The organism is Cryobacterium shii, assembly GCF_004402595.1.
GTDB classification, from domain to species: domain Bacteria; phylum Actinomycetota; class Actinomycetes; order Actinomycetales; family Microbacteriaceae; genus Cryobacterium; species Cryobacterium shii.
Genome location: NZ_SOFY01000036.1, coordinates 1 through 23,983, shown reverse-complemented (window position 1 = coordinate 23,983; position 23,983 = coordinate 1). Strand labels below are relative to the sequence as shown.

Below are 23,983 nucleotides of genomic sequence, written 5' to 3'. Positions count from 1 at the left end.
TGCGGCTTTCCGCACCTGTGGGGTACGTTTGAATACATTACGGTCCCCCGGCGGGCCCGTCAAAACCAGTGCAACCCCGGGCGTGTCACGCCCCGCGGCCGGCGGCTTGATCAGTAGCGGTACTGGTCCACCTTGTAGGGTCCCTCGATCGGAACGCCGATATACGCGGACTGCTCCGGGGTAAGAACGGTGAGCTCCACGCCCAGGGCGTCGAGGTGCAGCCGAGCCACCTTTTCGTCGAGGTGCTTCGGCAGGACATACACGCCGACCGGGTACTTCTCCCGGTAGCAATGCAGCTCGATCTGGGCCAGGACCTGGTTGGTGAACGAATTGCTCATCACGAACGACGGATGCCCGGTGGCGTTGCCCAGGTTCATCAGTCGCCCCTCGGACAGCACGAGCACGCTGCGGCCGCTCGGCAGCCGCCATTCGTCGACCTGCGGCTTGATTTCGATCCGGACCGCACCGTCGAGGGACTCCAGCGCGGCCATGTCGATCTCATTGTCGAAGTGGCCGACGTTCGCGATGATCGCGAGGTGCTTCATCCGGAGCATGTGCTCGGTCGTGATGACGTTGAAGTTGCCGGTGCCGCTGACGAAGATGTCGATCTGCGGGGCGACGGATTCGATCCGGGCCACCTGGAAGCCGTCCATCGCGGCCTGCAGGGCGTTGATCGGGTCAATTTCGCTCACGATCACCCGCGCGCCCTGGCCGCGGAGGGCCTCGGCGGCTCCCTTGCCCACGTCGCCATAGCCGGCCACGAAGACCACCTTGCCGCCGATCAGCACATCGGTGGCGCGGTTGAGCCCGTCCGGCAGCGAGTGACGGATGCCGTACTTGTTGTCGAACTTCGACTTGGTGACCGAGTCGTTAACGTTGATCGCCGGGAACAGGAGCTGACCCGCGGCAGCGAGTTCGTAGAGCCGGTGCACTCCGGTGGTGGTCTCTTCGGTGACCCCGGTGAGGGCCTCGGCGATGCGGGTCCACCGGTCGGACGAGGTCTCGAGGGAGCGGCGCAGGGCGGCGAGGACGACCCCGTATTCGTGGCTGTCGGCATCCGTCGTAACCGGCACGACGCCGGCCAGTTCGAACTCGCGGCCCTTGTGCACCAGCATTGTGGCGTCACCACCGTCGTCGAGGATCAGGTTCGGCCCTGACCAGGCCTCTCCCGCGGCGGCGGCTTCGGCGCTCCAGTCGAAGATCTGCTCGGTGCACCACCAGTATTCCTCGAGCGATTCGCCCTTCCACGCGAACACGGGCACACCGGCCGGCGACTCCGGCGTGCCGGTTGGGCCCACCGCGATGGCGGCGGCCGCGTCGTCCTGGGTGGAGAAGATGTTGCAGCTGGCCCAGCGCACCTGTGCGCCGAGGGCCACGAGGGTCTCGATCAGGACGGCGGTCTGCACCGTCATGTGCAGCGACCCCGCAATGCGGGCGCCGGCGAGGGGCTGCGACTCCGCGAATTCGGCGCGCAGGGCCATCAGCCCCGGCATCTCGTTCTCGGCGAGACGCAGCTGGTGCCGCCCGGCCTCGGCGAGCGAGACGTCAGCGATCTTGAAGGCGGACACTGTGGACGATGAAGGCGACACGGCAGTCATGCCACCATCATGCCATTACCCGCCTGCGGAATGCCGCTGACCAATTCGACGGAGATTTTGCGCCCCGGAGGGCAAAAACCAGCAAAACAGGCTGATTTCGGCAGAATCTCCGTCGAATTCGTTCGGGCGGGCGGGGAGTGCAGGACGGGTGGGCGGGGGCTAGACCGGCTGGGCGACCTCGTCGCGCTCCGGAGCGCCGGCCGGGTCGGCGGCGGGGAGCTTGGAGGCGGGTGCGCCGGTGTGCGGCTTGCCCTTGTCCGCGCGGTACTTCCACAGGCCGATGCCGACCACGACGGCCGCCAGGGCCAGGCTCATCAGGAGTTCCATCCGGGTGCGTTCCAGAATCGCCATTCCCACCAGGAGGGCGACGATGCTGCCGATCGCGAACCAGGTGAGGTAGGGGAATGCCCACATCTTCAGGGACAGGCGGCTGGCCGCCTCCGCCCCCATGCGTCGGCGCAGGACGAGCTGCGAGACCGCGATGACGAGCCAGACCAGCAGTGCGATGGCGCCGGAGGTGTTCACCAGGTAGAGGAAGACGGTATCGGGGGCGAGGTAGTTGAGGCCCACCGTGATGAACCCGACGAGGGTCGAAGCCAGCACCGCGCCGCGCGGCACGCCGCTGACGGACACGCGCGACCACGACTTGGGCGCGTCGCCGCGGGCGGAAAGCGAGAAGATCATGCGGCTGGCGGTGTAGAGGCCCGAGTTGAGGCAGGACAGAACGCTGGTCAGCACGATGATGTCCATGATCGTTCCGGCCCCGGGGATTCCGTAGAGCTCGATCACGGCGACGTAGGGGCTCTTGGCGACGGAGGCGCTGTCCCACGGGATGAGGGTCACGACGACCGCGATGGAGCCGATGTAGAAGACGAGGATGCGCCAGACCGTCGACTTCACGGCCTTCTTGACGGCGTCAACGGGGTTCTCGGACTCGCCGGCGGCGATCGTGGCGATTTCGGCTCCGAAGAACGAGAACACGACCACGAGCACTCCGCCGAGGACGGCGCCGCTACCGCTGGGGAAGAACCCGCCGCGGCCGGTGAGGTTGCTCAGTCCGGGCGCCTCCACCCCGGGCATCAGGCCGACGATGGCGACGACGCCGAGCACGAGGAAGACGGCGATGGCCGCCACCTTGATCGAGGCGAACCAGAACTCGAATTCGCCGAACATCTTGACCGAGGCCACGTTGGTGAGGGTGAGCAGGACCATCAGCAGCAGAGCCCAGACCCACTGGTCGATTTCCGGGACCCACCGGTGCACGATCGCGGCTCCGGCCGTGGCCTCGATGCCGAGCACGATGATCCAGAACCAGGCGTAGAGCCAGCCGATGCTGAGCCCGGCCCAGCGACCGAGGGCCTTGTCGGCGTAGCTGGAGAAGGATCCGGTCTCGGGGTGGGCTGCGGCCATCTCGCCGAGCATCCGCATCACCAGGATCACGACGAAGCCGGCGGCGGCGTAGGCCACCAGGATGCCCGGTCCCGCCTGCTGGATCGCGGCGCCGGAGCCCACGAACAGCCCCGCTCCGATCACCCCCGCGATCGCGATCATCGACAGGTGGCGCGGCTTGAGGGTGTGCTTGAGCTCCCCCGCGCCGCCCGCCGTTTTCGTGGTGGTGCGGTCAGTCTTCGGCGAAACGTCCATGTGACTCCAAGATCCTTGTATTCGTTCCCCGCGCAGCGCGGGGACGGGCGGGCATCCGTGAGGATGCGCCCGGGCAAACGTATGTCAGGTGCCGGCAGCCCCCAAACGACACGCGCAGCCCGAAACGCAGTCGTAACCTCAAGCCGCGAAATCACCGGCCGGGAATCACTCGCCGCGGATGAGGGCCAGGACCTCGTCGCGCACGCGGATCATCGCCGCCGGGGTGGCCGCCTCGACGGTGAGGCGCAGTAGCGGCTCGGTCTGGGACGGGCGCACGTTGAACCACCAGAACGGCTCGTCGGCGCTGGTCATGCCGGTGACGGTGAGGCCGTCGAGTTCGTCGAATTCGGCCACGCCCGTGTAGGCCTCGACGATGCCGGCGTAGGCGTCCGGCAGGTCCTCGACCGGGCTGCTGATCTCGCCCGACCGGGCGTACGGCGAGAATTCAACCGCGAGCTCCGACAACGGATGCGCCTGGCCCCCGAGTTCGGCCAGCAGGTTCAGGGCCGCGAGCAGACCACTGCCGGAATCGCAGAATTCGCGGAAATAGTAGTCGGCCGCATGGCCGCAGCCGAAGACGGCGCCGTCGTCGCGCATCCGTGCCCGGAGCAGTGCGGGAGCGGACTCGGTGCGCACCGGAATCGCCCCGGCCGCCTCGATCGTCTCCGGCACGCGGAGGGAGACGATGAGGCTGTGCGCAACCAGGATGTCGGGCGCGGTGTCGGGCGCGGCCACCGGACCGGGACGACGTGCGCGCTCCCGGGCGATTGCGCGGCGGGCCAGCAGCGCTCCGATCGCGGAGGGATCCACCAGCACACCGTTCTCTTCGATCACGACGCAGCGTCCCGCGTCGGAGTCGAAACCGAGGCCGAGGTCGGCCGCGTTGGCGACCACGGCGTTCCGCAGGTCGACCAGGCTGCCCGGATCGAACGGGTCGATCTCCTGCGGCCGACCCTCGGCGTCGGCGCCGGCGTCGAAGGACAGCGGGATGACGGTGATCGGCAGCGGAGTTGTCCCGGCTGCCGGGCTGGAGCCCGGGCCGGAGTCGGTGCCGAAGACCGCGGGGATCGTGACGGCGGCCGCCCCGTGGCCGGCGTCGACCACGACCGTGAGGGGGCGGATGCCGGCGAGGTCGACCAGGGCGAGCAGGGTCGCCGCGTAGTCCGGGAGCAGATCCACCTCGCGGAGGCTGGCGGGCGAAGCCACCGGCGCCAGCCCCTCCGCCAGGTAGTGGGCCGCGCGGTCCAGGACGGCGTCGAGCCCGGTGTGGACTGTGAGGTCCTCGGCGCCCGCGCGGAGGAAGCCCAGGCCGACCGCGCCGTCCGGGCCGGGACCGGCGGCGATCATGATGGCGGGGGTGGCCAGACGGCCCGAAGCGAAGCGGGCCAGGTCGGTCGGGCAGGCTCCGAGATCGACGATCGTGGCGCCGCGGGCCTGAACGCCACGGACCACGGCCGCGGCTAGTTCGGCCGGAAGGCCGGCCCGGTCGTGACCGAGCAGGACCTCACCGGCGCCCGCCTCGCCGGCGTCCATCTCATCGACGAACGCGGCGGCGACGGCTGCGACCAGGTCCGCCGCCAGCAGCTCCCCCGTCTCGTCGCGCAGGCCGTCTGGCCGGGCGACGGCATCGAGGCGGGCGCGGGCATCGTCGATCCTGTGAGTGGTCATTCCGCACAACCTAGCGCGGCAGCGTCATCCGTTGCTCGGCTGAGCCGGATCATCTGCCAGCCCTGCGGGGCGGAGGTGAGCCGGGCGTGACGGACGCACAGGTCGAAACTGTGCGGTTCACGGCGGAGGGACAGCGGGCCGAGAACGGCCATGGAGTCGGCGTAATCGAAGGTGAGGGTCGCGGCGGACTCGTCCGGGCAGGCGACACGGGAACAGGGCCGGAATGACATTGCCCTCAGGCTACCCGTTCATCCAGCGGAACTAGGATGACTATATGTCCCGTCCTCGTCGTTCGGCCGCGCAGACGCCGGCACCCGTGCAGCGCGGCCGCGGCCGCGACCGGCACGGCCGCGGCATCCGCAGCTCTGCCACCGGCCCGTACCTGCCGCCGCTGCAGACCCGGATCGACACCTTCGACATGACCGTCGCCTCGACCGTCGACTACCTGCGTTCGGTCTGGCCGGACGAACTGGCCGATGCCCGGTTCGAGGTCGCAGCCGGACCCGCGACGGTGATTCCGGGGGTCGGCGTCGAGCGCTGGGCCGTGTTCCCCCAGGAACGCCGCATCGTTCTCTACCGGTTGCCGATCCAGCGCCTCAGCCGCCTGCACCGCAACGACGACCTGCACCGGCGGATGGTGATCGAGAGCTGCGTGTTCCGCGCAATCGCCGAGCTGCTCGGCAAGGATCCGTGGGACCTGGCGCCCGACCGGTTCCGCCACTTCTAGACGCGGCCCCGCCGCGCATCAGCACGCGCAAGTCCGCACGCGGCCGAGGTTGTCCTCGGCCGCGTTTTCTGTGCGCCCGGCCGGATCGGGGCCGCCTCGAATGAATTTCAGATTGAACCAAACCGTTTCATGGGTGGGGCCGAACCAATGTCAACACCAAGACAGCGACACCCACCCAGACACGAAGGATCACATCATGCGTTCATTCACCAAGGCCACTCTCGGCCTCGCCACTGCCGGTCTTCTCATCGCCGGGCTCGCCGCCTGCTCGAGCAGCGCCGACGCCAAGACCCCGAAGTCGTCGACGGAGTCGTCCTCTTCCGCCGAGGCCGCGCCGAAGGCCCTCGCCTCCATCCCCGCCCTGACCGGTGTCGACACGGCCGTCCTCCTCGACGCCGACTTCGCGGCAGCCCTGACCAGCCTGGGCCTCACCCCCGGCACCGTGGGAACCGCGACGTTGACCGACGGCAGCCTGCACTTCCCGATCACCGGTGGGAACGTGGACTACTACGACCCCGAAGAAAGCTACCGCCCGTTCGTTCAGGGCTCGATCGAGCACGAGGGTTCCGGCTTCTCGCTGACCGGCGGCGACACGGTGGTCGAGCTCACCAACTTCACGATCGACCCCGGCACCAGCAAGCTGTTCGGTGACGTGAGCGTCAACGGTGCTTCGGCCGCCACCCAGGTGTTGCTGTTCAACCTCTACGGCGGCACCCTCAAGCCGCTCCAGATGGACGGCGACAACGCCATCCTCGAGGGCACCACCGTGCACATCTCCGCTGAGGCGGCCGGCCTGCTGAACGACACGTTCAAGACGGATGCCGTCGCCGACCAGCTCCTGGTCGGGATCGCGAAGATCACGGTCGCGACCAAGTAGCCGCCGGCACACACCGGCATCATCCGGACGGGCCCGCCGCGCATCTGCGCTGCGGGCCCGTTCTTTGTGTGCCTGATGGGAGTCGGTGGCGCTGAATCCGCACTCACTCACCGCGTCGCGGCGCACCTTGTGGGAGCGGGCGCAGGTTCTACCGTGCGCCGGCTGCCACAACCTGCGCCACGAACCACTGACCGGCTCGCGGGAGGTGTGGACCGGCTCAAGCAACGGGTCGGGGCGGACGAGTGACCGGGCGGATCCGGCGTTGGAACACCACGGGACCGGCCCGGTACATCGTTATGGCCACGATCAGCACGACGGCCGCCGCGAGGGCGACCCGCGTCACCGGCAGCGACGGCACCAGCAGCCGCAGCGTGAGGGCCAGCGGAACGGCGAACCACTCCCAGCGACCGCTGAGGGCGATGAACGGCACGAGGAGCAGGGCGTACCAGGAGTACCGCGGAGACAGGATCAGCAGCGCGCTGCCGATGATGACCAGCTGACCCAGCCAGGGCCGGTCCGGATCGGTTTTCCAGATCACCAACACCGCGATCACGGCCAGCACCGCGCCCGCGACGATGATGGCGGAGCCGCCGGGGGCCACCAGAGAGATCAGGGCGAAGCGGGTTCCGTCTTCGTAGCCTTCCTCGGAGAGGTAGCCGGGCAGGTAGCCGAGCACGCCGATGCCGGTGGTGAGCACGTACGGCACGTAGAGCAGCAGGAAGGTGAGCATGGCGGCCACGGTGACCTTCCAGCCCTGGCGCCGGAGCATGGCGGGCGCCGCGAGCACGGGGATCAGCTTGGTCGCGATCGCCGCGCCGAGGGCGATCCCGCCGCCCCAGTAGCGCCGGGTGGACACCAGGAACGCCGCGGCGAGTGTGAAGACCACCCCGAGCATGTCCACGTGGGAGTTCGTGATCGCCTCCGTGGCCACGAGCGGGCACCAGGCCCAGAGCGCGGCGTGACGCTGGTCGATGCCGCGGCGGCGCATCCCGGCCAGCAGCATCCCGGTCGTGCCGACGCTGAGCAGCAGCCCCGTCAGTTGCAACGGCCAGTACTGGGCGTCCGGGCCGGTGAGCGCACGCACGCCGGCGAAGTAGATCTCGGCGGCCGGCGGGTAGATCGTGGGCACGCCGGTGCGGTTCAGCGCCGAGCAGAGGATGTCGCCGGACGGCGTCTTGTGCGCGGTCTGGATGCGTTCGCCCACGCACACGGGCGTGCCGGCGTCGGTCGTTTCCGCCGCCGGGAACAGCCAGCCGGGGCGCAACGGGTCGAGCCGGTCGTCGGCCGGCGTGTAGGCATACGGTGAGACGCCCGCGGTGGCGACTACGCCGTCCCAGGCGTAGCGCGCCGAGTCGGTGCTCGTATTGGGCGGGCCGATCATGGCCGCGGCCCCGATCACGGCCGAGCCGGCCAGGATGAGCACGACCACGGCCCGGCCCCGCACCCCGCGCAGGAGCAGCACGGCGAGCGCGAACAGCAGCCACAGCCCGGCGGTGCAGATCACGAGAGGAACCGTGTCGCGACCGGGCTTGAACAGGTCGTACGCGAGCACGCTGAAGCCGGTCAGGGCCGCGCTGGCGGCCAGGATCACGGAGATGACAATGATGCGCACCCTGCAATCCTGCCGGAGTCGGGCGCAGGCATCCCACCGGCCGGCTGCCCGTCACCGGACCGTAAGGATTGCGCCGCCTCTCCGGGCGCCGCGGATGATGCAATGGAACCATGAGGCGAATGATGTACGAGGCACAGCGCGCGCTGGCGACCCCGTCGCGCAATCCACGGATGGCGGTCGTGATCGGCCGGCTGCTCGGCGTCGCCTTCATCGTCTGTTTCGGCACCGGCGTGTACAGCCACTTCCTGCAGGAACCACTCCCGTGGATGAGGTTCCCGACCCGACCCGCGCTGCTCTACCAGTTCAGCCAGGGCACCCACATCGTGGCCGGCATCGCCTGCTTCCCGCTGCTGCTCGCCAAGCTCTACATCGTCTTCCCCGAGCTGTTCGCGTCCCCGCCGGTGAAATCGTTCCTGCACCTGCTCGAGCGCGCGTCGATCGCCCTGTTCGTGGGCGCCTCCCTGGTGCAGATCACGATCGGCCTGCTCAACACCTACCAGTGGTACCCATGGCCCTTCCCGTTCCGTGAGGTGCACTACGCCCTCGGCTGGGTGCTGGTGGGGCTGCTGGTGCTGCACATCGGCATCAAGCTGCCGATCATCACCCGGTTCTGGAGCGCCCGGCACGAGGCAGAGCGCGAGGCGACGGATGCGGCAGGCGCCACGGAGGCGCCCGGCGCGGCCGACGCCGAGGCGGCCCGACTCGAGGCCGTCCGGCTCTGGGGCAGCCGCCGGCCGTCCGGGGTGACGGGGCGCCTGCTGGCCTGGATCGACGCCACGCCCGCGGCCCCGACCTCCGTGAGCCGCCGGGGCTTCCTGACCGCCGTGGGAATCGCCGGCGCCGCCGTCGTGGGGCTGACCGCGGGCCAGACGTTCGCGCCGCTGGACGCGCTGAACGTGTTCGGGCCGCGCAAGAAGGGCGTCGGCCAGCAGGGCGTCCCGGTGAACCGCACCGCCCAGAGGGCCGGGGTGACCGCGTCGGCCACCGCCGCCGGCTGGGCGCTCACCCTCGCTGCCGGCGGGGTGGAACGCAGCTTCAGCCGGGCCGAGCTCGAGGCCATGCCGCAGACCGAGGTGGAACTGCCGATCGCCTGCGTCGAAGGCTGGAGCCAGCTGGCGGTGTGGCGCGGCGTGCGCCTGCGGGACCTGGCCGACCTGGTCGACGCCGACCCGGACGCATCCTTTCGCCTGACCAGCCTCGAACAACGCGGCAGCTTCCGCCGCACCCAGATGGGACCGGAATACGTGCGGGACCCGCTGACCCTGGTGGCGCTCGAGCTGAACGGCGAGACGCTCGACCTGCAGCACGGCTACCCGGCGCGGATGATCGCCCCGGGCCGGCCCGGGGTGCTGCAAACCAAATGGCTGAGCCGGATCGAGGCGATCACCGCATGAGCACCGAAATCAAGCGGATGCGCGTGGCCCGCACCGTGCTGATCCTGATCGGCACGGCGGGCCTGGTCTTCGGCCTCTACGTGCTGTTCGACACCGTGCGGATCACCCGCCTGCCCGGGGTCGCGCTCTGGATCGGCGCGGCGATCGTGCTGCACGACGCCGTCCTGGCGCCCGTCGTCTTCTTCCTCGGCCTGCTGCTGCGCCGCGCGGGACACCGGGCCACGGGAACGATCCTGGTTCTCGTGCAGGGCGCCATCGTGGTCGGTTCGATCATGACGCTGATCGTGGTGCCCGCGATCGTCGCCCAGGGCCTCAGCCCGAACAACCCGAGCATTCTGCCGCTCGACTACGGCCGAAACCTGGCCCTGTTCTGGGCGGCCCTCGCCCTGGTCACGACGGTGTGGGCCGGCCTGCTCTACGCGCGCAGCAGGCGGGCGAACCAGCGGCCGTCCAGCCGCCAGTCCTGAGCGACGACAAGGCCGGCCGCCCCGGCGCGGTCCCGGAGGGCGTGGATGCCGATCTCCGCCCAGGGGAACACGGCACTCCGGCCGCCCGCGGAATCCTCGATCATGCCGAGGTAGCTCTCGTCCCTGGCCGCGTCGTGGCTCAGCTCGACCAGCAGCGCGCCGCCCGGCGCGAGCAACTCGGCGCACCGCGTGAGCAGAGCGGATGCGTCGCCGCCGATTCCGATATTGCCGTCCACGAGCAGGGCCGCGGCCCAGGCGCCCTCCCGCGGCATGGGGTCGAAGACGCTGCCCTGCAGCACGGTGAGGCCGGCGTCTGCGGCCATCCGCACCGCCGTCGCCGAGACGTCGATGCCGAGGGCGGGCAGGCCGCGCCCCATGGCGGCCCGCACCATCCGGCCCGGACCGCAGCCGATGTCGAGAACCGGGCCGGTGACTCCGTCGAGCAGGCGCTGGTCGGTGTCGTCGGCGTCGGCGCTCCACCGTCCGGCGTCGATTGGCGAAGCCTCGGACGCGCTGCCCGGGCGGGCCCGGCGCAGGTAGAGCACGTTGTCATTGTTGCGCAGCGCGGCGGCATAGGGCTCGGCTCCGCCGGCCCCGAAGGTGGACGGCGGGGCCGCCCACTCCTCGTCGAGTCGTGCGGCCAGGAGCGTCATCGGAGGCCGTCCTTCGTGCTGGCGGCCATCATGGCGTTCAGGGCTGCGGCGAACCGGCCGGTCGGCGCGATCTCCGCAACCGAGCGGGCGTCGTCGATGGTGTCCACGTCGGTGAGTGTCGGCAGCAGGCTGACGCGGAGCCCGGCATCCGTCAGCCGTGTCAGCTGGAGCGCGCCGGTGTCGCCCCGGGACATCGGCACGCCGCGGATCAGGTCGCCGCTCGGGTCGTTCAGGGCGAGGGTCCAGAAGCCGCCGTCGTTGGCGAAGCCGAACCAGGCGTCCACGTCGTCGGTCCAGTCGGTGAAGACGGGTTCGAGCAGGGAAGAGGTGAGCTGCGGGGTGTCCATGCCGACCAGGACGGTGGGCCCTTCGCAGGCATCGAACACGGCGGCGAGCCGCACGTCGAGGGTTCCCTGCGACTGCGGCAAGATCTCATACCCGGCCGCCGCGGCCGGCGGGATCACACCGTCGAAGGCCAGGATGCGCCGGGTCGCGGGCAGGGTGGCGAGCGCCGCGAGGGTGTCGTCGAGGCTGGCCGCGGCCAGCACGGCGGCCTGCTCGAGACTGAGCGGCGGGTGCAGGCGGGTCTTCACGCGGCCCGGCAGGCATTCCTTGGCGATCACGACGATGGTCGTCATCGGCGCGTCTCCCGGAGGAGGGCCGACATGTCGTTGATCGCGATCAGGGTGCCGCGCACGGTGCCGGTCACCTTGCTGCGGCCGACCCGCGGGGAATAGGTGGTGTCGACTTCAAGGATGCGCCAGTTGGCCTCCGCCGCCTTCAGGAACATCTCCAGCGGGTAGCCGCTGCGGCGGTCCCGGAGGTCGAGGTTCAGCACGGATTCGCGGCGCGCGGCCCGCATCGGGCCCAGGTCATGGATGTTCACCCCTGTTATTCGGCGCAGACGCCAGGACAGACTGGAATTGGCGAGGCGCGCGTGCAGCGGCCACGATTTCGCGGTCACCGGCCGGCGCCGGCCGAGCACCAGGTCGGCGGTGCCGGCTCGCACCGGGTCCACCACCAGGGGCAGTTCGGCGGGGTCCATCGAGGCGTCGGCGTCGCAGAACGCGATCATCGGCGCGGTGGCGGCGAGCAGGCCCGCGTGCGCGGCCGCCCCGAAGCCGCGGCGGGTTTCGTGCACCACCTGCGCGCTGGCCGCCGCGGCGATCTCGGCCGAACCGTCGGTCGACCCGTTGTCGACGACGATGGCCCGGTATCCCTCCGGCAGGCGCGAGAGCACCCAGGGCAGGGCGGCGGCTTCGTTCAGGCACGGCAACACGAGGTCCGTGTGGATCACAGTCATGCATCGACACTAGGGCGGCGGCCTCGGCCGAAACGCCCGAAGAGATTACGGAGTGAGGAACAAACGGCACTGAAGGCACCGGCCCGGCACGCCCGGCGCCGCCCGCCCTATCCTGAAGTCGTGCCTTCCTCCCTGCCCCCCGGCGATTCGCGCTCGATCGCACCGACCCCACGCCGCATCCTCGTCGTCGACGACGACCCGACGGTCTCCGAGATCGTCTGCCGCTACCTGCGAGCGGCCGGGTACCTGGTCGAGGAGGCGGCGGACGGGCTGGCCGCACTGGAGACCGCCGAGCGACTGCGGCCCGATCTGGTCGTGCTCGACCGGATGCTGCCGCTCGTCGACGGCATCGAGGTGTGCCGCCGCATCCGTTCGGACTGGGAGATCCCGGTGATCATGCTCACCGCCCTCAACCAGGAGGAGGACCGCATCGACGGCCTGGAGGCCGGCGCCGACGACTACCTGACCAAGCCGTTCTCCCCCCGCGAGCTCGTGCTGCGGGTGCAGTCGGTTCTGCGGCGCAGCGTCTCCGCGGTCGTGCCGGCCGGCCTGGTCGTGGTGGGCGACTTCAGCCTCGACGCCCTCGCCCACGAGGTGCGGTTGCGCGGCGAGCCGCTGGTGCTGACCTCCCGGGAATTCGACCTGCTGGCCTACCTGATCGGGCGCCCGCACCAGGTGCTCAGCCGCGAGGACCTGCTCCGCTCGGTCTGGGGCTGGGAGTTCGGCGACCTGTCCACGGTCACCGTTCACGTGCGCCGGCTGCGCGAGAAGATCGAGGCCGACCCGGCCGCGCCGCGGCTGCTGAACACGGTCTGGGGGGTCGGCTACCGGTTCGACCCGGTTCCCCTGGCCCTGACGGGACGGTCCTGATGACACCGGACGTGCTCCTGGCCGTCTCCCTGTTCGCGCTGGCCTGCGCGGTCGTCGTGGGCGCGGGCGGCCTGCTCTCCCTGCGGCTGCTGGCCCGGTCCTCGCTCGTGCTGCAGCTCATGGTCGTCGCCCTGGCCACGGTGGTGTCGGTGGTCGGCGGGATGGCGGTGGTCGCCTCCCAGATGTACGTGTCCCGGCACGACCTCACCGTGTTCTACTCCGTGGCCGGAGTCGCCGGGCTCGTGTCGCTGATGATGGCCGCGGTACTCGGACGCCAGCTGGCCCGGGACAGCCGCACCCTCCGCTCGGCCGCGGCGAGTATCGGACGCGGGGAACGCATCGCCTCTACCGACCGGCAGAGCAACACCGAGTTCACGGCGCTGGCCGGGGAGCTGGCCGCGACCGGGGAACGCCTGGCCGAATCCCGGGCCCGCGAGAACCGGGTGGAGGAGTCACGGCGGGAACTGATCGCCTGGATCTCGCACGATCTGCGGACGCCGCTCGCGGGCATCCGTGCCATGGCCGAGGCTCTCGAAGACGGGATGGCCGAGGACCCGGAGCGGTACTACACACAGATGCGCGGGCAGGTGGACCGGCTCACCGGCATGGTCGACGACCTGTTCGAACTCTCCAAGATCCACTCCGGAACCCTGCGCCTCCGCCTGGAACCGGTGTCGCTCTACGACCTGATCAGCGACACGGTCGCCGGCCTGTGGCCGATCGCGCAGGCCAAGTCCCTGGATCTGCGCTTCGCCGGCGAGATGGGGCTGACCATCCTCGCCGACCCGCGCGAATTGTCCCGGGTGGTCGGAAACCTGGTGATGAACGCCATCCAGCATTCCCCGCCTGGCAGCCCGATCGTGGTCTCGGTCACGGAGAGCACCGCCGACCGCGCGCTGATCTCGGTGACGGATGCCGCGGGCGGCATCCCGGAGCAGGACCTGGGCCGGGTGTTCGAGGCCGGCTGGCGGGCCAGCGGTCCGCGCACCCCGGCGGCCGAGCCCCTCGGCTCCGGCGGCGCGGGCCTCGGCCTGGCCATCGTTCAGGGGATCGTGCAGGCCCACCGGGGCGAGGTTCGGGTGCACAACGTGGCGAATGGATGCCGGTTCGAGGTGCTGTTGCCGCAACATCCGGTCGCGGCGGCTGGCCGGGCGGCGCACTGAGCCCGGTTGCCCGTCGCTTCGCGGCGGGTGGGCGACGGCGGCGGGTGTCCGGGGCTGCTGGCCGGTGTCCGTCCCTGACGAATTCGACGGAGATTCTGCCCGAATCGGCCCCGGATACGCCATAAGAGCCGTTTTACAGCAATATCTCCGTCGAATTGGTTCGGCCCGGGGCGGGGGCCGGGGGGCTACCGGGTGACGGCGGCGCGCAGCGGCGCGGTCGCGAACGCGCGCATGCCGTCCTCGAACGAGACGGACGGCGCCCAGTCGAGTTCGCGGCGGAGCCGTTCGGAGGACGCCGTGATGTGCCGCACGTCGCCGAGCCGGAATTGCCCGGTGACGACGGGAGCGAGGCCCTCGGTGGCCCGGCTGAGGGCCGCCGCCATCTCGCCGATCGTGTGCACGACGCCGCTGCCGACGTTGAACGGACGGAACGTGGACGGCTCCGCGCATTCGGTCCAGTCGAGAGCGGCGAGGTTAGCGGACGCGACGTCGGCCACGTGCACGAAGTCGCGGCGCTGGCCGCCGTCCTCGAACACGCGCGGGGCCTCGCCGCGTTCCAGGGCCGAGCGGAACAGCGACGCCACGCCCGCGTAGGGGGTGTTCTGCGGCATCCCCGGTCCGTAGACGTTGTGGTAGCGGAGGGCCACGGCCCGGCCGCCGGTGGAGCGGGCCCACGCCGACGCCAGATATTCCTGTCCCAGCTTGGTGCTCGCGTAGACGTTGCGCGGGTCGAGCGGGTCCTCCTCGGAGACGAGCACCGGTTCGAGCCGTTCGCCCGTGGCCTGGTCGACCGGGTCGAACACGCCCCGGAGCAGGTCGGCCTCACGGCGCGGCCCGGGGCGGGTGAAGCCCCCGGCGCCCCGGTAGCTGCCCTCGCCATAGACCACCATCGAGGAGGCCAGGACGAGCCGGTCGATCCCGGCCGAGGTCATCCCCGCGAGCAGAACGGCCGTGCCGACCTCGTTGCTGTGCACGTAGTCCGGGGCGTCGGCGAAGTCCACACCGAGGCCGACCTTGGCGGCCTGGTGACAGACGACATCCGTGTCGCGCAGGGCGAGGGCGACGACGGATGCGTCGGTCACGTCGCCGACGATCACGTCGACCTGGGCGGGCAGCACCGGGAGGCCCCCGTGCACATCGCTGCGGAGGGAATCGAGCACCCGCACCTGCCAGCCCCGGTCGAGGGCGGCCTGCACGATCGCGCCGCCGATGAAGCCGGCGCCGCCCGTGACGAGCAGTCGCCCGGTCATTCGGCGACTCCGGCCGGGACGGCGGAGACCGGGACGGCGGAGACCGGGACGGCGGAGACGGGGACGACGGGGACGACGGCGTCAGGGACGACGGGGACGGACGCGTCGGTGCTGGCCGGGAGGTCGGCGGCCGAACCGGGCCGGCGATCGAGCACGGCGCGCACGTGTTCCGGGGCGATCAGTTCCCGCGGCGCGAATTCTTGCGGCAGGGCGCGCAGGATTCCGTCGATCGCGGCCAGGATGCGCGGCTGGGCGGCCCGGAGACGCGTGAAGACCAGGCCGGCGGACACGGCGTCGGGGTCGGCCGCGCCCGGGTCATCGGCGGCGGGGGCCAGCCCGGCGTCGGCGTCGGTGACGAACGAGAGGTTCACCATGCCGATGTTGAGCTCCGCGGCCAGCACGACCTCCGGGTACTGCGTCATGTTGACGGTGTGGGCGCCCGCGGCGCGGAACCACAGCGACTCCGCCCGGGTCGAGAACCGGGGCCCCTGGATCACGACGACGGTGCCGGTGGGCGCGAAGTCCTCGTCCTGGGCCGTGAGCGCGGCGATGGCGAAGCGCCGCAGTTCGGGGTCGAACGGGTCGGCCGCGGCCAGGTGCGCGACCGTGCCCCGGTCGTAGAAAGTGTCGGCGCGCCCAGTGGTGCGGTCGATGAACTGGTCGGTCACGACCAGCAGCCCCGGCGGGTACTCGGGGCTGACGCCGCCGACCGCCGAGGAGGAGATGATGGCCGTGACGCCCAGCGAGGCCAGCGCCCAGATGTTGGCCCGGTAGTTGATCAGGTGCGGCGCCACGCTGTGGTCGCCGCCGTGACGCGGCAGGAACGCGACGCGACGCCCGGCTCGCTCGCCGATGGTGATCGACGACGAGGTGGGGCCGTAGGGCGTGTCGATATCGACGGACACCACCGTGCCGGCGTCGAAGAGCCGGTAGAGGCCCGATCCGCCGATGACTGCGACGCGCACCTCGTCGACGGAAGGTGGGCGGGAAGGGGTGGACGACTCGGTCACGGATGTCTCCAGGGGTTCACGAACACGTCGGTTCGGTTTGCCGGTGCCGGGCAGGGGCCGCCGGATAGTGGCTAGTGCGAATAGACGCGGATCGGTGCGGCCAGGGGTCCGGCCTGACTCAGCGGGAAGGATGCCATCAGGCCGTCCCCCGCGTAGGTCACCGACGCCACCGTCGAGGAGCCGCCGGACACCACGTAACTCCCGCCGGCGGTGAGAAGCAGGGTCGCCGTGCGACCCTCGGCGACGTCGACCGTGGCCGGCTCACCCGAGCGGGGGCTGACCGTGTAGGTGGCGGCAGAGCCGCCGGTGTTCACGAGCACGAGGGTCGGAACCGGACCGGAGGCGACGGAGACCAGGAACTCCTCGTCGAGGGTGTCGGAGGCCGTGAACCACGCGAAATCGCGGCCGGCGGCCCCGGCGGACGAGCTCTGGGCGGCGGCCACGATCGGCTGGTCGGACACCAGGGCGGCCGAGTACATGCCGGGGGCGAGCCCGGTCAACGGCACCTCGGTGGTGAGGCCGGGCTGCACCTCGATCTGAACCGAGGTTCCGGGCGCCGAACCGTCGGCGCTCGTGACCCCGACCTCGACCGTGGCCGGCAGATCGCCCGGCACGAGGACGCGCACCGACGGGACGCCGTCGGCGAGGCCGCCGGCCTCGGTGGGCGCGGCCTCGGGAGCCTCGGCGGTGATCAGCAGGCCGGCGATGGTCTGGGTGCGTCCGGGGCCGGACGAGGCGCCGAACACGTCGACTCCTCCCGGCGCGATGCCGCGCACGATGCTCTGCTGGAGGTTGGCCGTGACCTGCCCGCCTCGCGACTGCACGTGCACCACCGGCGACCGGAGGTTCGGGGCCAGTCCGGCCAGGGAGACGATCCGCTGCGAGCCGGACTGAACGAGGATGCCGGTCGAGCCGGGGGCATCCACCTGGCCGGTCTCGCCGAACACGGTCAGGTCCACCGTGGCCGTGACCGTGGTGGGGTTGCTCAGCAGCACGAGGCTGGTGCGGCCGATGTCGGTGGAGCCGCCGACCAGCCAGCTGTCGCTGGCCGCCTCGGAGCACGCGGCGATGGCGAGGCCGCCGAGCGTCTCGCTCGCCACGGTCTCGGACTGGCTGCCGGACACCAGCGGCGCCGCGTCCGCGCCCGCCTCGACCGGGACGCGCAGGAGCAGGGGCCCGCCGTCGATGTCGCCCTTAGCGTTGTCGGGGGCGGTGAGAGGCGAAACCTCCGGGTCGGTCCAGCCCGCGCCGGACGCGACCGACCGGGTGGCATAGACGGCCTCGGCGCTGCCGACGGAGCTGGCGGCCTGGGCCTGGGTCGAGTCCTCCGCGAGCGTGAGGAGCGGGCCGGGGCACACCCGCTGCTGCTCGCTCGGCGTCGGCGACACGAGAACGGAGGGCGGGGCCTTTTCGAGGGTCGGCCAGGGCACGACGGCCGCCGCACCGACGCCCGCGACGACGATGACAAGGCCGACGGCGCCCACGAGCGCGCGCGCACCGAACAGGGCGATTCCGCGTTTACTGAGCAATGTGCTCCTCCTCCTGGAGGGTCGCCGTCTCGGTGGTGCCGGGGTGGCCCGTTGTGTCGGCGGTGTTGACGGTGTCGGCGGTGTTGACTGTGTCGGCGGTGTTGACTGCGTCGCCGGCGTCGGGCGTGGCGGACCCGGATGCCGCGGCATCCGTCGGAGCGGTCGGAGTCACCGTCTCGGCCGTGCGGGGAGTCGATTTCCGCCTCCCCGGGGTTCGGGCGGTGCGCTTCTTCTCCTTGGCCTTCTGTTTGGCCCTGGCCCTCGCCGTTTCGCGGATCGCGTCCCGGCTGGCCTGCCGCACGGCCTCCGGGCCGGCGCCCGTGGGGATGGACAGCAGCACGGTGGCGCCGATGACCACGGCGGCCACGAGCAGGGAGATGACGCCGAGCGGGCCGCCGGGGTGAGACGGGATCGTGCCGTTCGGACCGGCGCCGACGACGGTCTCGTCCCGCCAGAGCCGGCCGAATGCGGTGTCCCCCACCGGCGACAGCGCCGCGTTGCCGTCGAGCGCAGTCATCGTGCGGCCGGCGGTCTCGGCCGCGGCCGGGGTGACCGGGGCCTCGGAACCGGGACCGGCGGGCGTGACGGCGGCCGGGCGGAGCAGCACGAAACGGATGCCGAAGTCCGCCAGGCCCGCCGCGGTGTCCAGGCCGCTGCGTGAGGCGAGGTTTCCGGCCAGGTCGGCGAGTTCCCTTTCCTTGCCGCTGAGCGTTCGATCGGTGCTGCTGAGGGTGGACTGGGCGTTGAGGGTCGTGCCGGGACCTCGGACGATGGTCGCCAGGATGCCGCCATCGGGCTGCGGCACGATCTGCAGGGTGCCGACGCGGGCATCCGTCTGGGCCTCGGCGCTGACGAATGCGGGCTGGGTGCGGTCGATGCCCTCGCGCACGACGCTGGTGCCGAGCGGCAGGGCCGCGACCAGCGGCGCCACCACGATGATCAGGGCGACGACCGCGGTGACGGCCGGCGCGACGGCGAACCGGCGCAGTCCGCGGAGCGCGAAGACGACGGCGCCGACCAGTCCCAGCCAGTAAAGGCTGAGGCCGGCTCCGGGCCAGATGCTCGGGGTCTGGGCGCCGATCGAGGACAGCTGGAGGCTGCCGGCGGCGACCGCCGTGGCCAGCCCGAGCAGCGCGGCCAGGAGGGAGAAGGCGGCGCCGCGCGCGCCGTGCAGGAAGAGGGAGAGGCCGCCGAGGACGGCGAGCGGGATCAGCAGGACGGGCACCAGGACGGAGGCGTGCACGCCGGGCAGGCCGAGCATTTCGAGCAGCGGAGCCCAGCCACCGAGTTCACCGGACGGGAAGCCGAGGAGCAACTGCCAGCCGGGAACGCTCGGGCCCGGCACGGGCACGCCCGGGTCGGCCAGCAGGGCCAGCCAGGTGCCACGAAGTCCCTGGTCCAGGATCAGCGGTGCCGCGAGGGCCAACGCCGGCAACGGGATGCCGATGAAGCGCATCACGCTGCGGCCGCTGACCAGCACGGTGATCAGCCAGGCGGCCAGGAGCGCCGGTGTCAGCGACGGCGCGCAGGCCACGATCGCCGCGAACAGGAGGGCGGCCGAGCCGGCGGCCGACCAGGAGCGGGCCGCCGCGAAGCCCGCGAAGAACAGCCACGGCAGAAGCAGGTGCACCAGGATCGCGGCCGGGCGGCCGGCGGCGATGGCGCTGAGGAAGGTGGGCGCGAGAATCCAGAGCACGGCGGCGACGGCGCGCAGGGACGCGCGCTCGGTGAGGCGGCTCGCAGCGAGCCAGGCGCCGAGCGCGGCCAGGGGCAGGGCGAGGAAGTAGAGGAGCACCAGGGAGAAGGAAGGTGCCCAGAAGGTGAGCGAGCCCAGCACGGCCAGAACCGCGGCGAACGGGTCGGCGGCGCCGACGAAACCCAGCCCGATGTCCCGCCAGCCGTAGCCGACGCTGCCCCAGAGCTCGGCCAGGGAGTCCGACAGGGGTAGCAGCCCGCCGCCGGTGAGGGTGCGGGCGCCCAGGAGCGGCGCCAGGAGCACCACCCCGGCGATCGCGGCCGCGAGCACGGTCCAGGCGCCGCCGCCGGAGAGGAATCGGATGTCCGGACGGTCTCCGCGCACGCCGGTCACACTGGCTTCGCGCTTGAGCGCGTGGCGACGGCGCACTTCGGCCGAGGAGACGCGCAGGGACGCGATCGATCCCCAGCCCAGCTTGCGGGTGGCGGCGAACCGGCGGCGCGCCGCGCTGACGCGGATCCCGCTGAAGGCCGCCGCGAACGCAGCCGAGAACTCGCCCAGGATCGCCCCGGGTTCCTTGCGCAGCAGCTGCCCGATCGACCGGAGCAGCGCCAGGGGAACCAGTGCCAGCCAGTGGACCGGGATCGTCCACGCCGGGGCGTAGACGAGGCGGCGGTGGAGCTGGGCGGCCCGCATCGCGCGCAGCCGCTTGCGGCGGGCACGCCCACGGGAGGACCCGCTCGTGCCGGCGACGCCGTCTCCGGCCGTGGCGATCCGGGCCGACGCGACGCCGGAGACCCGGTAGCCGGCCATGCGAACGCGCACGCAGAAATCGAGGGCGTCGTCCGCGGAGGGCAGGGCGGGGTCGAAGCCGCCCAGCTGATCCCAGACGGTGTGGCGCACCAGCATGCCGCCGGCGCTGACCGCGAGCACGTCGCCCATGCCGTCGTGCTGCCCCTGGTCGAGCTCGCTCTCCACCAGTGTCACGGTGGAGCCGCCGGGGGTCATCGATTGACCGAAGTTGTGGATGTAGTCGCCGGCGTGCCAGTCCATGACCTTCGGTCCGGCGACGGCGACGGATGGTGCGATCTCCAGTTCCCCGAGCAGCGCGGCCAGCGCACCGGGCTCCGGGGCGCTGTCCTGGGCGAGCAGCCAGAGCATCTCGCCGTCGGACGTCGGCGGCGGAAGGATCCGCGCGGCCGTCGCTATGGCCTGCCCGAAGGTGAGGTCCGCGCCCGCGGAGATGATGTGGGTCGGCCCGAAGGCGGCCAGCAGGTCGGCCGTCTTGTCGGAGGACCCGCAGTCGACCGTGATCACCACGTCCGGTTGGCGCGTCTGGCGACTCAGCGCCTCGAGTGTTCTCTCGAGGTGTTTCGCGCCGTTCCGGGCGACAAGGATGGCCGTGACTCTCGCATGCATATCGACCCCAGCCTAGGTCGGATCGGGCCCGGTGAGGCTCAATTGCGAAGGCGAGCCCGAAATCCGTCGCCCCGGATGCGGTCTCGTGTCAGCTCGCGCGCTTGCGCAACTTGCGGCGCTCGCGCTCGGACAGGCCGCCCCAGATGCCGAATCGCTCGTCGTTGGCGAGCGCGTACTGCAGGCACTGGGTTCTCACCTCGCACGAGGAACAGATCTTCTTCGCATCGCGCGTCGACCCGCCCTTTTCCGGGAAGAAGGCCTCCGGGTCGGTCTGCGCGCAGAGCGAGTCCGACTGCCACGACAGCGGATCGCCGTCGCTGTTTTCCGTGCGAACCCCGGGAACACCCAAACGGACAGGATCGATGAACCAATCCTCGGGTACCCCGGAACGAGAATCTGATAGCGCCATATCGTCTCCCACCCCACTGCAAAATGTGCCCAAAATTACGCTAAGCCCTAATTACAGCCGTGTAATTCCCTGCCGTCAAGTCGCAGATAGTAAACCCTCAATATTTGATGGAGGGTTTCGACTCGCCCAAGAGCGAAAATCGATCAGGATTGCGGGGCGGATGCGGCCTGCCGGGACCGCCAGGCGCTCTGCACCATGTCCTCGAGGGTGTGCCGCATCATCCACTGCAGGTCGCGTGCCGCCAATGCGCCGGAGGCGACGATGCGATCGGGGTCGCCCTGCCGGCGCGGCCCGATCACCGGGGCGAAGTCGATCCCGGTCACCGCGGCCACGGTGGTCATGATCTGGCCGACCGAGACGCCGTCGCCGCTGCCGAGGTTGTAGACGGGCAGCACGGGCTCCCCCGCGTCCAGGCGCCGGGCCGCGGCCACATGCGAGACGGCCAGGTCGGCCACGTGGATGTAGTCCCGCACGCAGGTGCCGTCGGGGGTGGCATAGTCGTCGCCGTTGATGCTCGGGGTGCGGCCGTCCATCAGGGCGTCGAAGACCAGGGGGAACAAGTTGTGCGGGCTGGTGTCGCGCAGTTCGAGCGCGCCGGAGCCGACCACGTTGAAGTAGCGCAGCGCCGTGTAGCGCAGACCCGCCGCGACGGCCTGGTCGCGCAGCAGCCACTCGCCGATCAGCTTGGACTCGCCGTAGGGCGACTCGGGGCTCTTCGGGGTGTCCTCGGTGACCAGGTCGGCGTGCGGGGTGCCGTAGACGGCCGCGCTGGAGGAGAATACCATCCGCGGGACGTCGGATTCCTGCATCGCCGAGAGTAGGACGGCCATGGCCGTGACGTTCTGTTCGTAGGTGTGCAGCGGGCGCTGCACGGAGACTCCGGCGTACTTGAAGCCCGCGACGTGCACGACTCCGGTCACGGAGTGTTCGGCGAAGGTGCGCATCAGCAGATCCCGGTCGAGGAGGGTGCCCTGCACGAACGGGACCGAGGCCGGCACGAACTCGACGTGCCCGCTGGAGAGGTCATCGATGACGACGACCTCGATGCCCTCTTTCAGGAAAGCCCGCACAATGTGGGAGCCGATATAGCCGGCGCCGCCGGTGACAAGCCACGCCATCTGAACCTCACAGGATCGGGCGGCAATCGCGCATTGCCGCGCCTTAACCCTAGCGCGAGCGCGGCAGATCCTCCGGGTGGATGTTGCGCCCGGCCAGCTCCTTGCGGCCGTAGCCGTCGGCGCCCAGGCTGTGCAGAGTCGCCAGCACGGCCCACAGCATGAGGGCGCCGAGTACCAGCAGAATGATGATGGTCATGGCAGAAACTCTAGGTATTGCGACTTTCTGCTGCGAGTGGCACGATTGCCAGAAATCGACACATTCCTGCCAAAAGGGGCAGTGGCTGCGGGCGCCGGCCTTGCCGGCGGGTGTGGCTGCGGGTGCGGCTGCGGCTGCGGCTGCGGGCTGTGGGCTACGGGCTACGGGCTTGGATCGGCCAGACAGAGAGGGCTTCGCATGCTTCACAAGGTGGTCTGCGTCACCCTGCCGGGCCTCGGGCCGTTCGAGTTCGGCCTGATCTGTGAGGTCTTCGGCATGGACCGAAGCGAGCACGGCGGGCCGTCGTTCGACTTCCACGTCACGGCGGCGGAGCCGGGTCCCATCCGCACGAAGCTGGGCTTCGACATCATCGTCACCGAGGACCTGTCCGCCGCCGGGGACGCCGACCTGATCGCGATCTCCGCCTACGAAGCGGGCGAGGCGATCCACCCCGAGATCCTGCGGGTAGTCCGCGAGGCCGAGGCCCGTGGCGCCTGGGTGCTCAGTGTGTGCAGCGGGGCGTTCGTGTTGGCCGCCGCGGGCATCCTGAATGGTCGCCGCAGCACGACTCACTGGATGTACACGGATGCGCTGGCGCGCGCCTGCCCTCTCACCGAGGTCGACCCGGATGTTCTGTTCGTCGAAGACCGCCGGGTGGTGACGGGCGCCGGGACCGCGGCCGGCATCGACGCCGCCCTGCACATCGTGCGGAAGGAACTCGGCGCCTCGGCGGCGAACGTGATCGCCCGGCGGATGGTGGTGCCGCCGCAACGCGACGGCGGGCAGTCGCAGTTCATCCAGGAGCCGGTGGCCGAGTTCCGCAGCGACTCCTTCGCGGCTGTGACCGACTGGATGCTGCGAAACCTCGACCAGGAGTTCACGGTCGACCATCTCGCCCGGCGGTCGCTGATGTCGCCGCGCACCTTCGCGCGGCGGTTCCGGGCGGATCTCGGCACGACGCCCACGGCGTGGCTGAACCGGCAGCGGCTGCTCCGCGCCCAGCAACTGCTCGAGGAAACCGGGTTGAGCCTGGCGGAGATCGCGGCGTCCACGGGGTTCGGTGCGGCGGCCGTGATGCGCCACCACTTCCTCAAGGTGCTGCAGACCACGCCGACGGCTTACCGGCGCACCTTCGGCAGCCGCCGGGCCGGCTGACGGCCACGGCGGGTCCGCTGCCGGGGCAGCCTCCGCCTGTCTCCCCGGCGCCCGAACGAATTCGACGGAGATTCTGCTCTAAAAAGCCCAAAACACAGGTTTTCGGTCCAGCATCCGGAAAATCTCCGTCGAATTGGTTCGCCGGCGTGCGGCAGGCACAGGTTCCGCGGCTGTGCGGGCGAGCGGGGCCAGCGTGCGGGCAGGGCCAGCGGGCGGGCGGGCGGG

The 23,983-nt window shown here is 70.9% G+C and carries 22 protein-coding genes; 7 read left to right on the top strand and 15 right to left on the bottom strand.

The genetic code is table 11. The annotated features are described in order from the left end of the window. Window positions 1–110 precede the first annotated feature (110 nt). The 4 genes from ahcY to E3O49_RS07630 all read right to left on the bottom strand — a co-directional run bounded on the left by ahcY (window position 111) and on the right by E3O49_RS07630 (window position 5,140). Complete coding sequence (ahcY, locus tag E3O49_RS07645; RefSeq protein ID WP_134365116.1) at window positions 111–1,598, bottom strand: adenosylhomocysteinase; 1,488 nt, start codon at window positions 1,596–1,598, stop codon at window positions 111–113. Window positions 1,599–1,757: 159 nt separating this feature from the next. Further along, window positions 1,758–3,242 carry an amino acid permease gene (locus E3O49_RS07640; protein ID WP_134365115.1) on the bottom strand — a complete coding sequence of 495 codons (1,485 nt, stop codon included), beginning with the start codon at window positions 3,240–3,242 and terminating at the stop codon, window positions 1,758–1,760. 165 nt (window positions 3,243–3,407) lie between these two features. Further along, window positions 3,408–4,910 (bottom strand): phosphohexomutase domain-containing protein, encoded by a 1,503-nt coding sequence (locus E3O49_RS07635; protein WP_134365114.1) that lies wholly within the window; start codon window positions 4,908–4,910, stop codon window positions 3,408–3,410. Further along, complete coding sequence (locus E3O49_RS07630; RefSeq protein WP_134365113.1) at window positions 4,907–5,140, bottom strand: DUF3499 family protein; 234 nt, start codon at window positions 5,138–5,140, stop codon at window positions 4,907–4,909. The genes E3O49_RS07635 and E3O49_RS07630 overlap by 4 nt, the downstream gene beginning before the upstream one ends. A gap of 44 nt (window positions 5,141–5,184) precedes the next feature. Between E3O49_RS07630 and E3O49_RS07625 the strand changes: the two genes are divergently transcribed. Continuing rightward, window positions 5,185–5,637, top strand: coding sequence for a metallopeptidase family protein (locus E3O49_RS07625; protein WP_134365112.1), 453 nt, complete (start codon window positions 5,185–5,187; stop codon window positions 5,635–5,637). 196 nt (window positions 5,638–5,833) lie between these two features. Then, window positions 5,834–6,514, top strand: coding sequence for a hypothetical protein (locus E3O49_RS07620; RefSeq protein WP_134365111.1), 681 nt, complete (start codon window positions 5,834–5,836; stop codon window positions 6,512–6,514). Between the two features lie 217 nt (window positions 6,515–6,731). Here E3O49_RS07620 and E3O49_RS07615 read toward each other — a convergent pair whose 3' ends face one another. After that, the gene (locus tag E3O49_RS07615; protein WP_134451294.1) at window positions 6,732–8,126 is read right to left on the bottom strand and encodes a glycosyltransferase family 87 protein; all 1,395 of its coding nucleotides are present in this window, start codon (window positions 8,124–8,126) and stop codon (window positions 6,732–6,734) included. Between the two features lie 119 nt (window positions 8,127–8,245). Between E3O49_RS07615 and E3O49_RS07610 the strand changes: the two genes are divergently transcribed. Then, entirely contained in the window at window positions 8,246–9,520 is a 1,275-nt protein-coding gene (locus tag E3O49_RS07610; RefSeq protein WP_244285266.1) for a molybdopterin-dependent oxidoreductase, read from the top strand. Next, window positions 9,517–9,987 carry a hypothetical protein gene (locus E3O49_RS07605; protein WP_134410387.1) on the top strand — a complete coding sequence of 157 codons (471 nt, stop codon included), beginning with the start codon at window positions 9,517–9,519 and terminating at the stop codon, window positions 9,985–9,987. The genes E3O49_RS07610 and E3O49_RS07605 overlap by 4 nt, the downstream gene beginning before the upstream one ends. Here the strand turns inward: E3O49_RS07605 and E3O49_RS07600 are convergent. Genes E3O49_RS07600 through E3O49_RS07590 form a run of 3 tightly spaced genes read right to left on the bottom strand, consistent with a single transcriptional unit; the run spans window position 9,936 to window position 11,943 of the window. Beyond that, window positions 9,936–10,640, bottom strand: a complete 705-nt coding sequence (locus E3O49_RS07600; protein WP_134365107.1) for a class I SAM-dependent methyltransferase — start codon at window positions 10,638–10,640, stop codon at window positions 9,936–9,938. The two genes, E3O49_RS07605 and E3O49_RS07600, sit on opposite strands and share 52 nt — an antisense overlap. Continuing rightward, entirely contained in the window at window positions 10,637–11,278 is a 642-nt protein-coding gene (locus tag E3O49_RS07595; RefSeq protein WP_134365106.1) for a TIGR04282 family arsenosugar biosynthesis glycosyltransferase, read from the bottom strand. Before E3O49_RS07595 ends, E3O49_RS07600 begins: the two co-directional genes overlap by 4 nt. After that, complete coding sequence (locus E3O49_RS07590; protein WP_134451290.1) at window positions 11,275–11,943, bottom strand: glycosyltransferase family 2 protein; 669 nt, start codon at window positions 11,941–11,943, stop codon at window positions 11,275–11,277. The genes E3O49_RS07595 and E3O49_RS07590 overlap by 4 nt, the downstream gene beginning before the upstream one ends. Before the next feature lie 120 nt (window positions 11,944–12,063). Here E3O49_RS07590 and E3O49_RS07585 point away from each other — a divergent pair, with 120 nt between their 5' ends. Both E3O49_RS07585 and E3O49_RS07580 read left to right on the top strand, forming a co-directional pair. Then, window positions 12,064–12,813 carry a response regulator transcription factor gene (locus E3O49_RS07585; protein WP_241975951.1) on the top strand — a complete coding sequence of 250 codons (750 nt, stop codon included), beginning with the start codon at window positions 12,064–12,066 and terminating at the stop codon, window positions 12,811–12,813. Continuing rightward, window positions 12,813–13,976 carry a sensor histidine kinase gene (locus E3O49_RS07580; protein ID WP_134365104.1) on the top strand — a complete coding sequence of 388 codons (1,164 nt, stop codon included), beginning with the start codon at window positions 12,813–12,815 and terminating at the stop codon, window positions 13,974–13,976. Before E3O49_RS07585 ends, E3O49_RS07580 begins: the two co-directional genes overlap by 1 nt. Window positions 13,977–14,161: 185 nt before the next feature. Here the strand turns inward: E3O49_RS07580 and E3O49_RS07575 are convergent, their stop codons facing one another. From E3O49_RS07575 to E3O49_RS16540, 7 genes are all read right to left on the bottom strand, one after another. Continuing rightward, the gene (locus tag E3O49_RS07575; RefSeq protein WP_134365770.1) at window positions 14,162–15,226 is read right to left on the bottom strand and encodes an NAD-dependent epimerase/dehydratase family protein; all 1,065 of its coding nucleotides are present in this window, start codon (window positions 15,224–15,226) and stop codon (window positions 14,162–14,164) included. Next, window positions 15,223–16,236 (bottom strand): MTAP family purine nucleoside phosphorylase, encoded by a 1,014-nt coding sequence (locus tag E3O49_RS07570; protein WP_134402878.1) that lies wholly within the window; start codon window positions 16,234–16,236, stop codon window positions 15,223–15,225. The genes E3O49_RS07575 and E3O49_RS07570 overlap by 4 nt, the downstream gene beginning before the upstream one ends. Window positions 16,237–16,307: 71 nt before the next feature. Next, entirely contained in the window at window positions 16,308–17,765 is a 1,458-nt protein-coding gene (locus E3O49_RS07565) for a DUF5719 family protein (protein ID WP_134451288.1), read from the bottom strand. Next, the gene (locus tag E3O49_RS07560; protein ID WP_134365767.1) at window positions 17,755–20,880 is read right to left on the bottom strand and encodes a glycosyltransferase; all 3,126 of its coding nucleotides are present in this window, start codon (window positions 20,878–20,880) and stop codon (window positions 17,755–17,757) included. The genes E3O49_RS07565 and E3O49_RS07560 overlap by 11 nt, the downstream gene beginning before the upstream one ends. A gap of 88 nt (window positions 20,881–20,968) precedes the next feature. Continuing rightward, window positions 20,969–21,289: a WhiB family transcriptional regulator gene (locus E3O49_RS07555; protein WP_134365766.1), complete on the bottom strand. Its 321-nt coding sequence runs from the start codon at window positions 21,287–21,289 to the stop codon at window positions 20,969–20,971. Between the two features lie 143 nt (window positions 21,290–21,432). Beyond that, a complete protein-coding gene (gene galE, locus E3O49_RS07550) occupies window positions 21,433–22,407 on the bottom strand; it encodes a UDP-glucose 4-epimerase GalE (protein WP_134365765.1) in 975 nt (324 codons plus the stop codon). 49 nt (window positions 22,408–22,456) lie between these two features. Continuing rightward, complete coding sequence (locus E3O49_RS16540; protein ID WP_160141052.1) at window positions 22,457–22,603, bottom strand: hypothetical protein; 147 nt, start codon at window positions 22,601–22,603, stop codon at window positions 22,457–22,459. Window positions 22,604–22,801: 198 nt separating this feature from the next. Between E3O49_RS16540 and E3O49_RS07545 the strand changes: the two genes are divergently transcribed. After that, a complete protein-coding gene (locus E3O49_RS07545) occupies window positions 22,802–23,758 on the top strand; it encodes a helix-turn-helix domain-containing protein (protein ID WP_134451286.1) in 957 nt (318 codons plus the stop codon). Window positions 23,759–23,983 lie beyond the last annotated feature (225 nt).

Bases quoted from the DNA above. Each gene is read 5' to 3' on its own strand.
- E3O49_RS16540 (WP_160141052.1), bottom strand. From the start codon at position 22,603: ATGACCATCATCATTCTGCTGGTACTCGGCGCCCTCATGCTGTGGGCC.
- E3O49_RS07595 (WP_134365106.1), bottom strand. From the start codon at position 11,278: ATGACGACCATCGTCGTGATCGCCAAGGAATGCCTGCCGGGCCGCGTG.
- E3O49_RS07630 (WP_134365113.1), bottom strand. From the start codon at position 5,140: ATGTCATTCCGGCCCTGTTCCCGTGTCGCCTGCCCGGACGAGTCCGCC.
- E3O49_RS07545 (WP_134451286.1), top strand. From the start codon at position 22,802: ATGCTTCACAAGGTGGTCTGCGTCACCCTGCCGGGCCTCGGGCCGTTC.
- galE (WP_134365765.1), bottom strand. From the start codon at position 22,407: ATGGCGTGGCTTGTCACCGGCGGCGCCGGCTATATCGGCTCCCACATT.
- E3O49_RS07620 (WP_134365111.1), top strand. From the start codon at position 5,834: ATGCGTTCATTCACCAAGGCCACTCTCGGCCTCGCCACTGCCGGTCTT.
- E3O49_RS07610 (WP_244285266.1), top strand. From the start codon at position 8,246: ATGATGTACGAGGCACAGCGCGCGCTGGCGACCCCGTCGCGCAATCCA.
- E3O49_RS07580 (WP_134365104.1), top strand. From the start codon at position 12,813: ATGACACCGGACGTGCTCCTGGCCGTCTCCCTGTTCGCGCTGGCCTGC.
- E3O49_RS07640 (WP_134365115.1), bottom strand. From the start codon at position 3,242: ATGGACGTTTCGCCGAAGACTGACCGCACCACCACGAAAACGGCGGGC.
- E3O49_RS07575 (WP_134365770.1), bottom strand. From the start codon at position 15,226: ATGACCGGGCGACTGCTCGTCACGGGCGGCGCCGGCTTCATCGGCGGC.
- E3O49_RS07625 (WP_134365112.1), top strand. From the start codon at position 5,185: ATGTCCCGTCCTCGTCGTTCGGCCGCGCAGACGCCGGCACCCGTGCAG.
- E3O49_RS07635 (WP_134365114.1), bottom strand. From the start codon at position 4,910: ATGACCACTCACAGGATCGACGATGCCCGCGCCCGCCTCGATGCCGTC.
- ahcY (WP_134365116.1), bottom strand. From the start codon at position 1,598: ATGACTGCCGTGTCGCCTTCATCGTCCACAGTGTCCGCCTTCAAGATC.
- E3O49_RS07605 (WP_134410387.1), top strand. From the start codon at position 9,517: ATGAGCACCGAAATCAAGCGGATGCGCGTGGCCCGCACCGTGCTGATC.
- E3O49_RS07555 (WP_134365766.1), bottom strand. From the start codon at position 21,289: ATGGCGCTATCAGATTCTCGTTCCGGGGTACCCGAGGATTGGTTCATC.
- E3O49_RS07590 (WP_134451290.1), bottom strand. From the start codon at position 11,943: ATGACTGTGATCCACACGGACCTCGTGTTGCCGTGCCTGAACGAAGCC.
- E3O49_RS07600 (WP_134365107.1), bottom strand. From the start codon at position 10,640: ATGACGCTCCTGGCCGCACGACTCGACGAGGAGTGGGCGGCCCCGCCG.
- E3O49_RS07560 (WP_134365767.1), bottom strand. From the start codon at position 20,880: ATGCATGCGAGAGTCACGGCCATCCTTGTCGCCCGGAACGGCGCGAAA.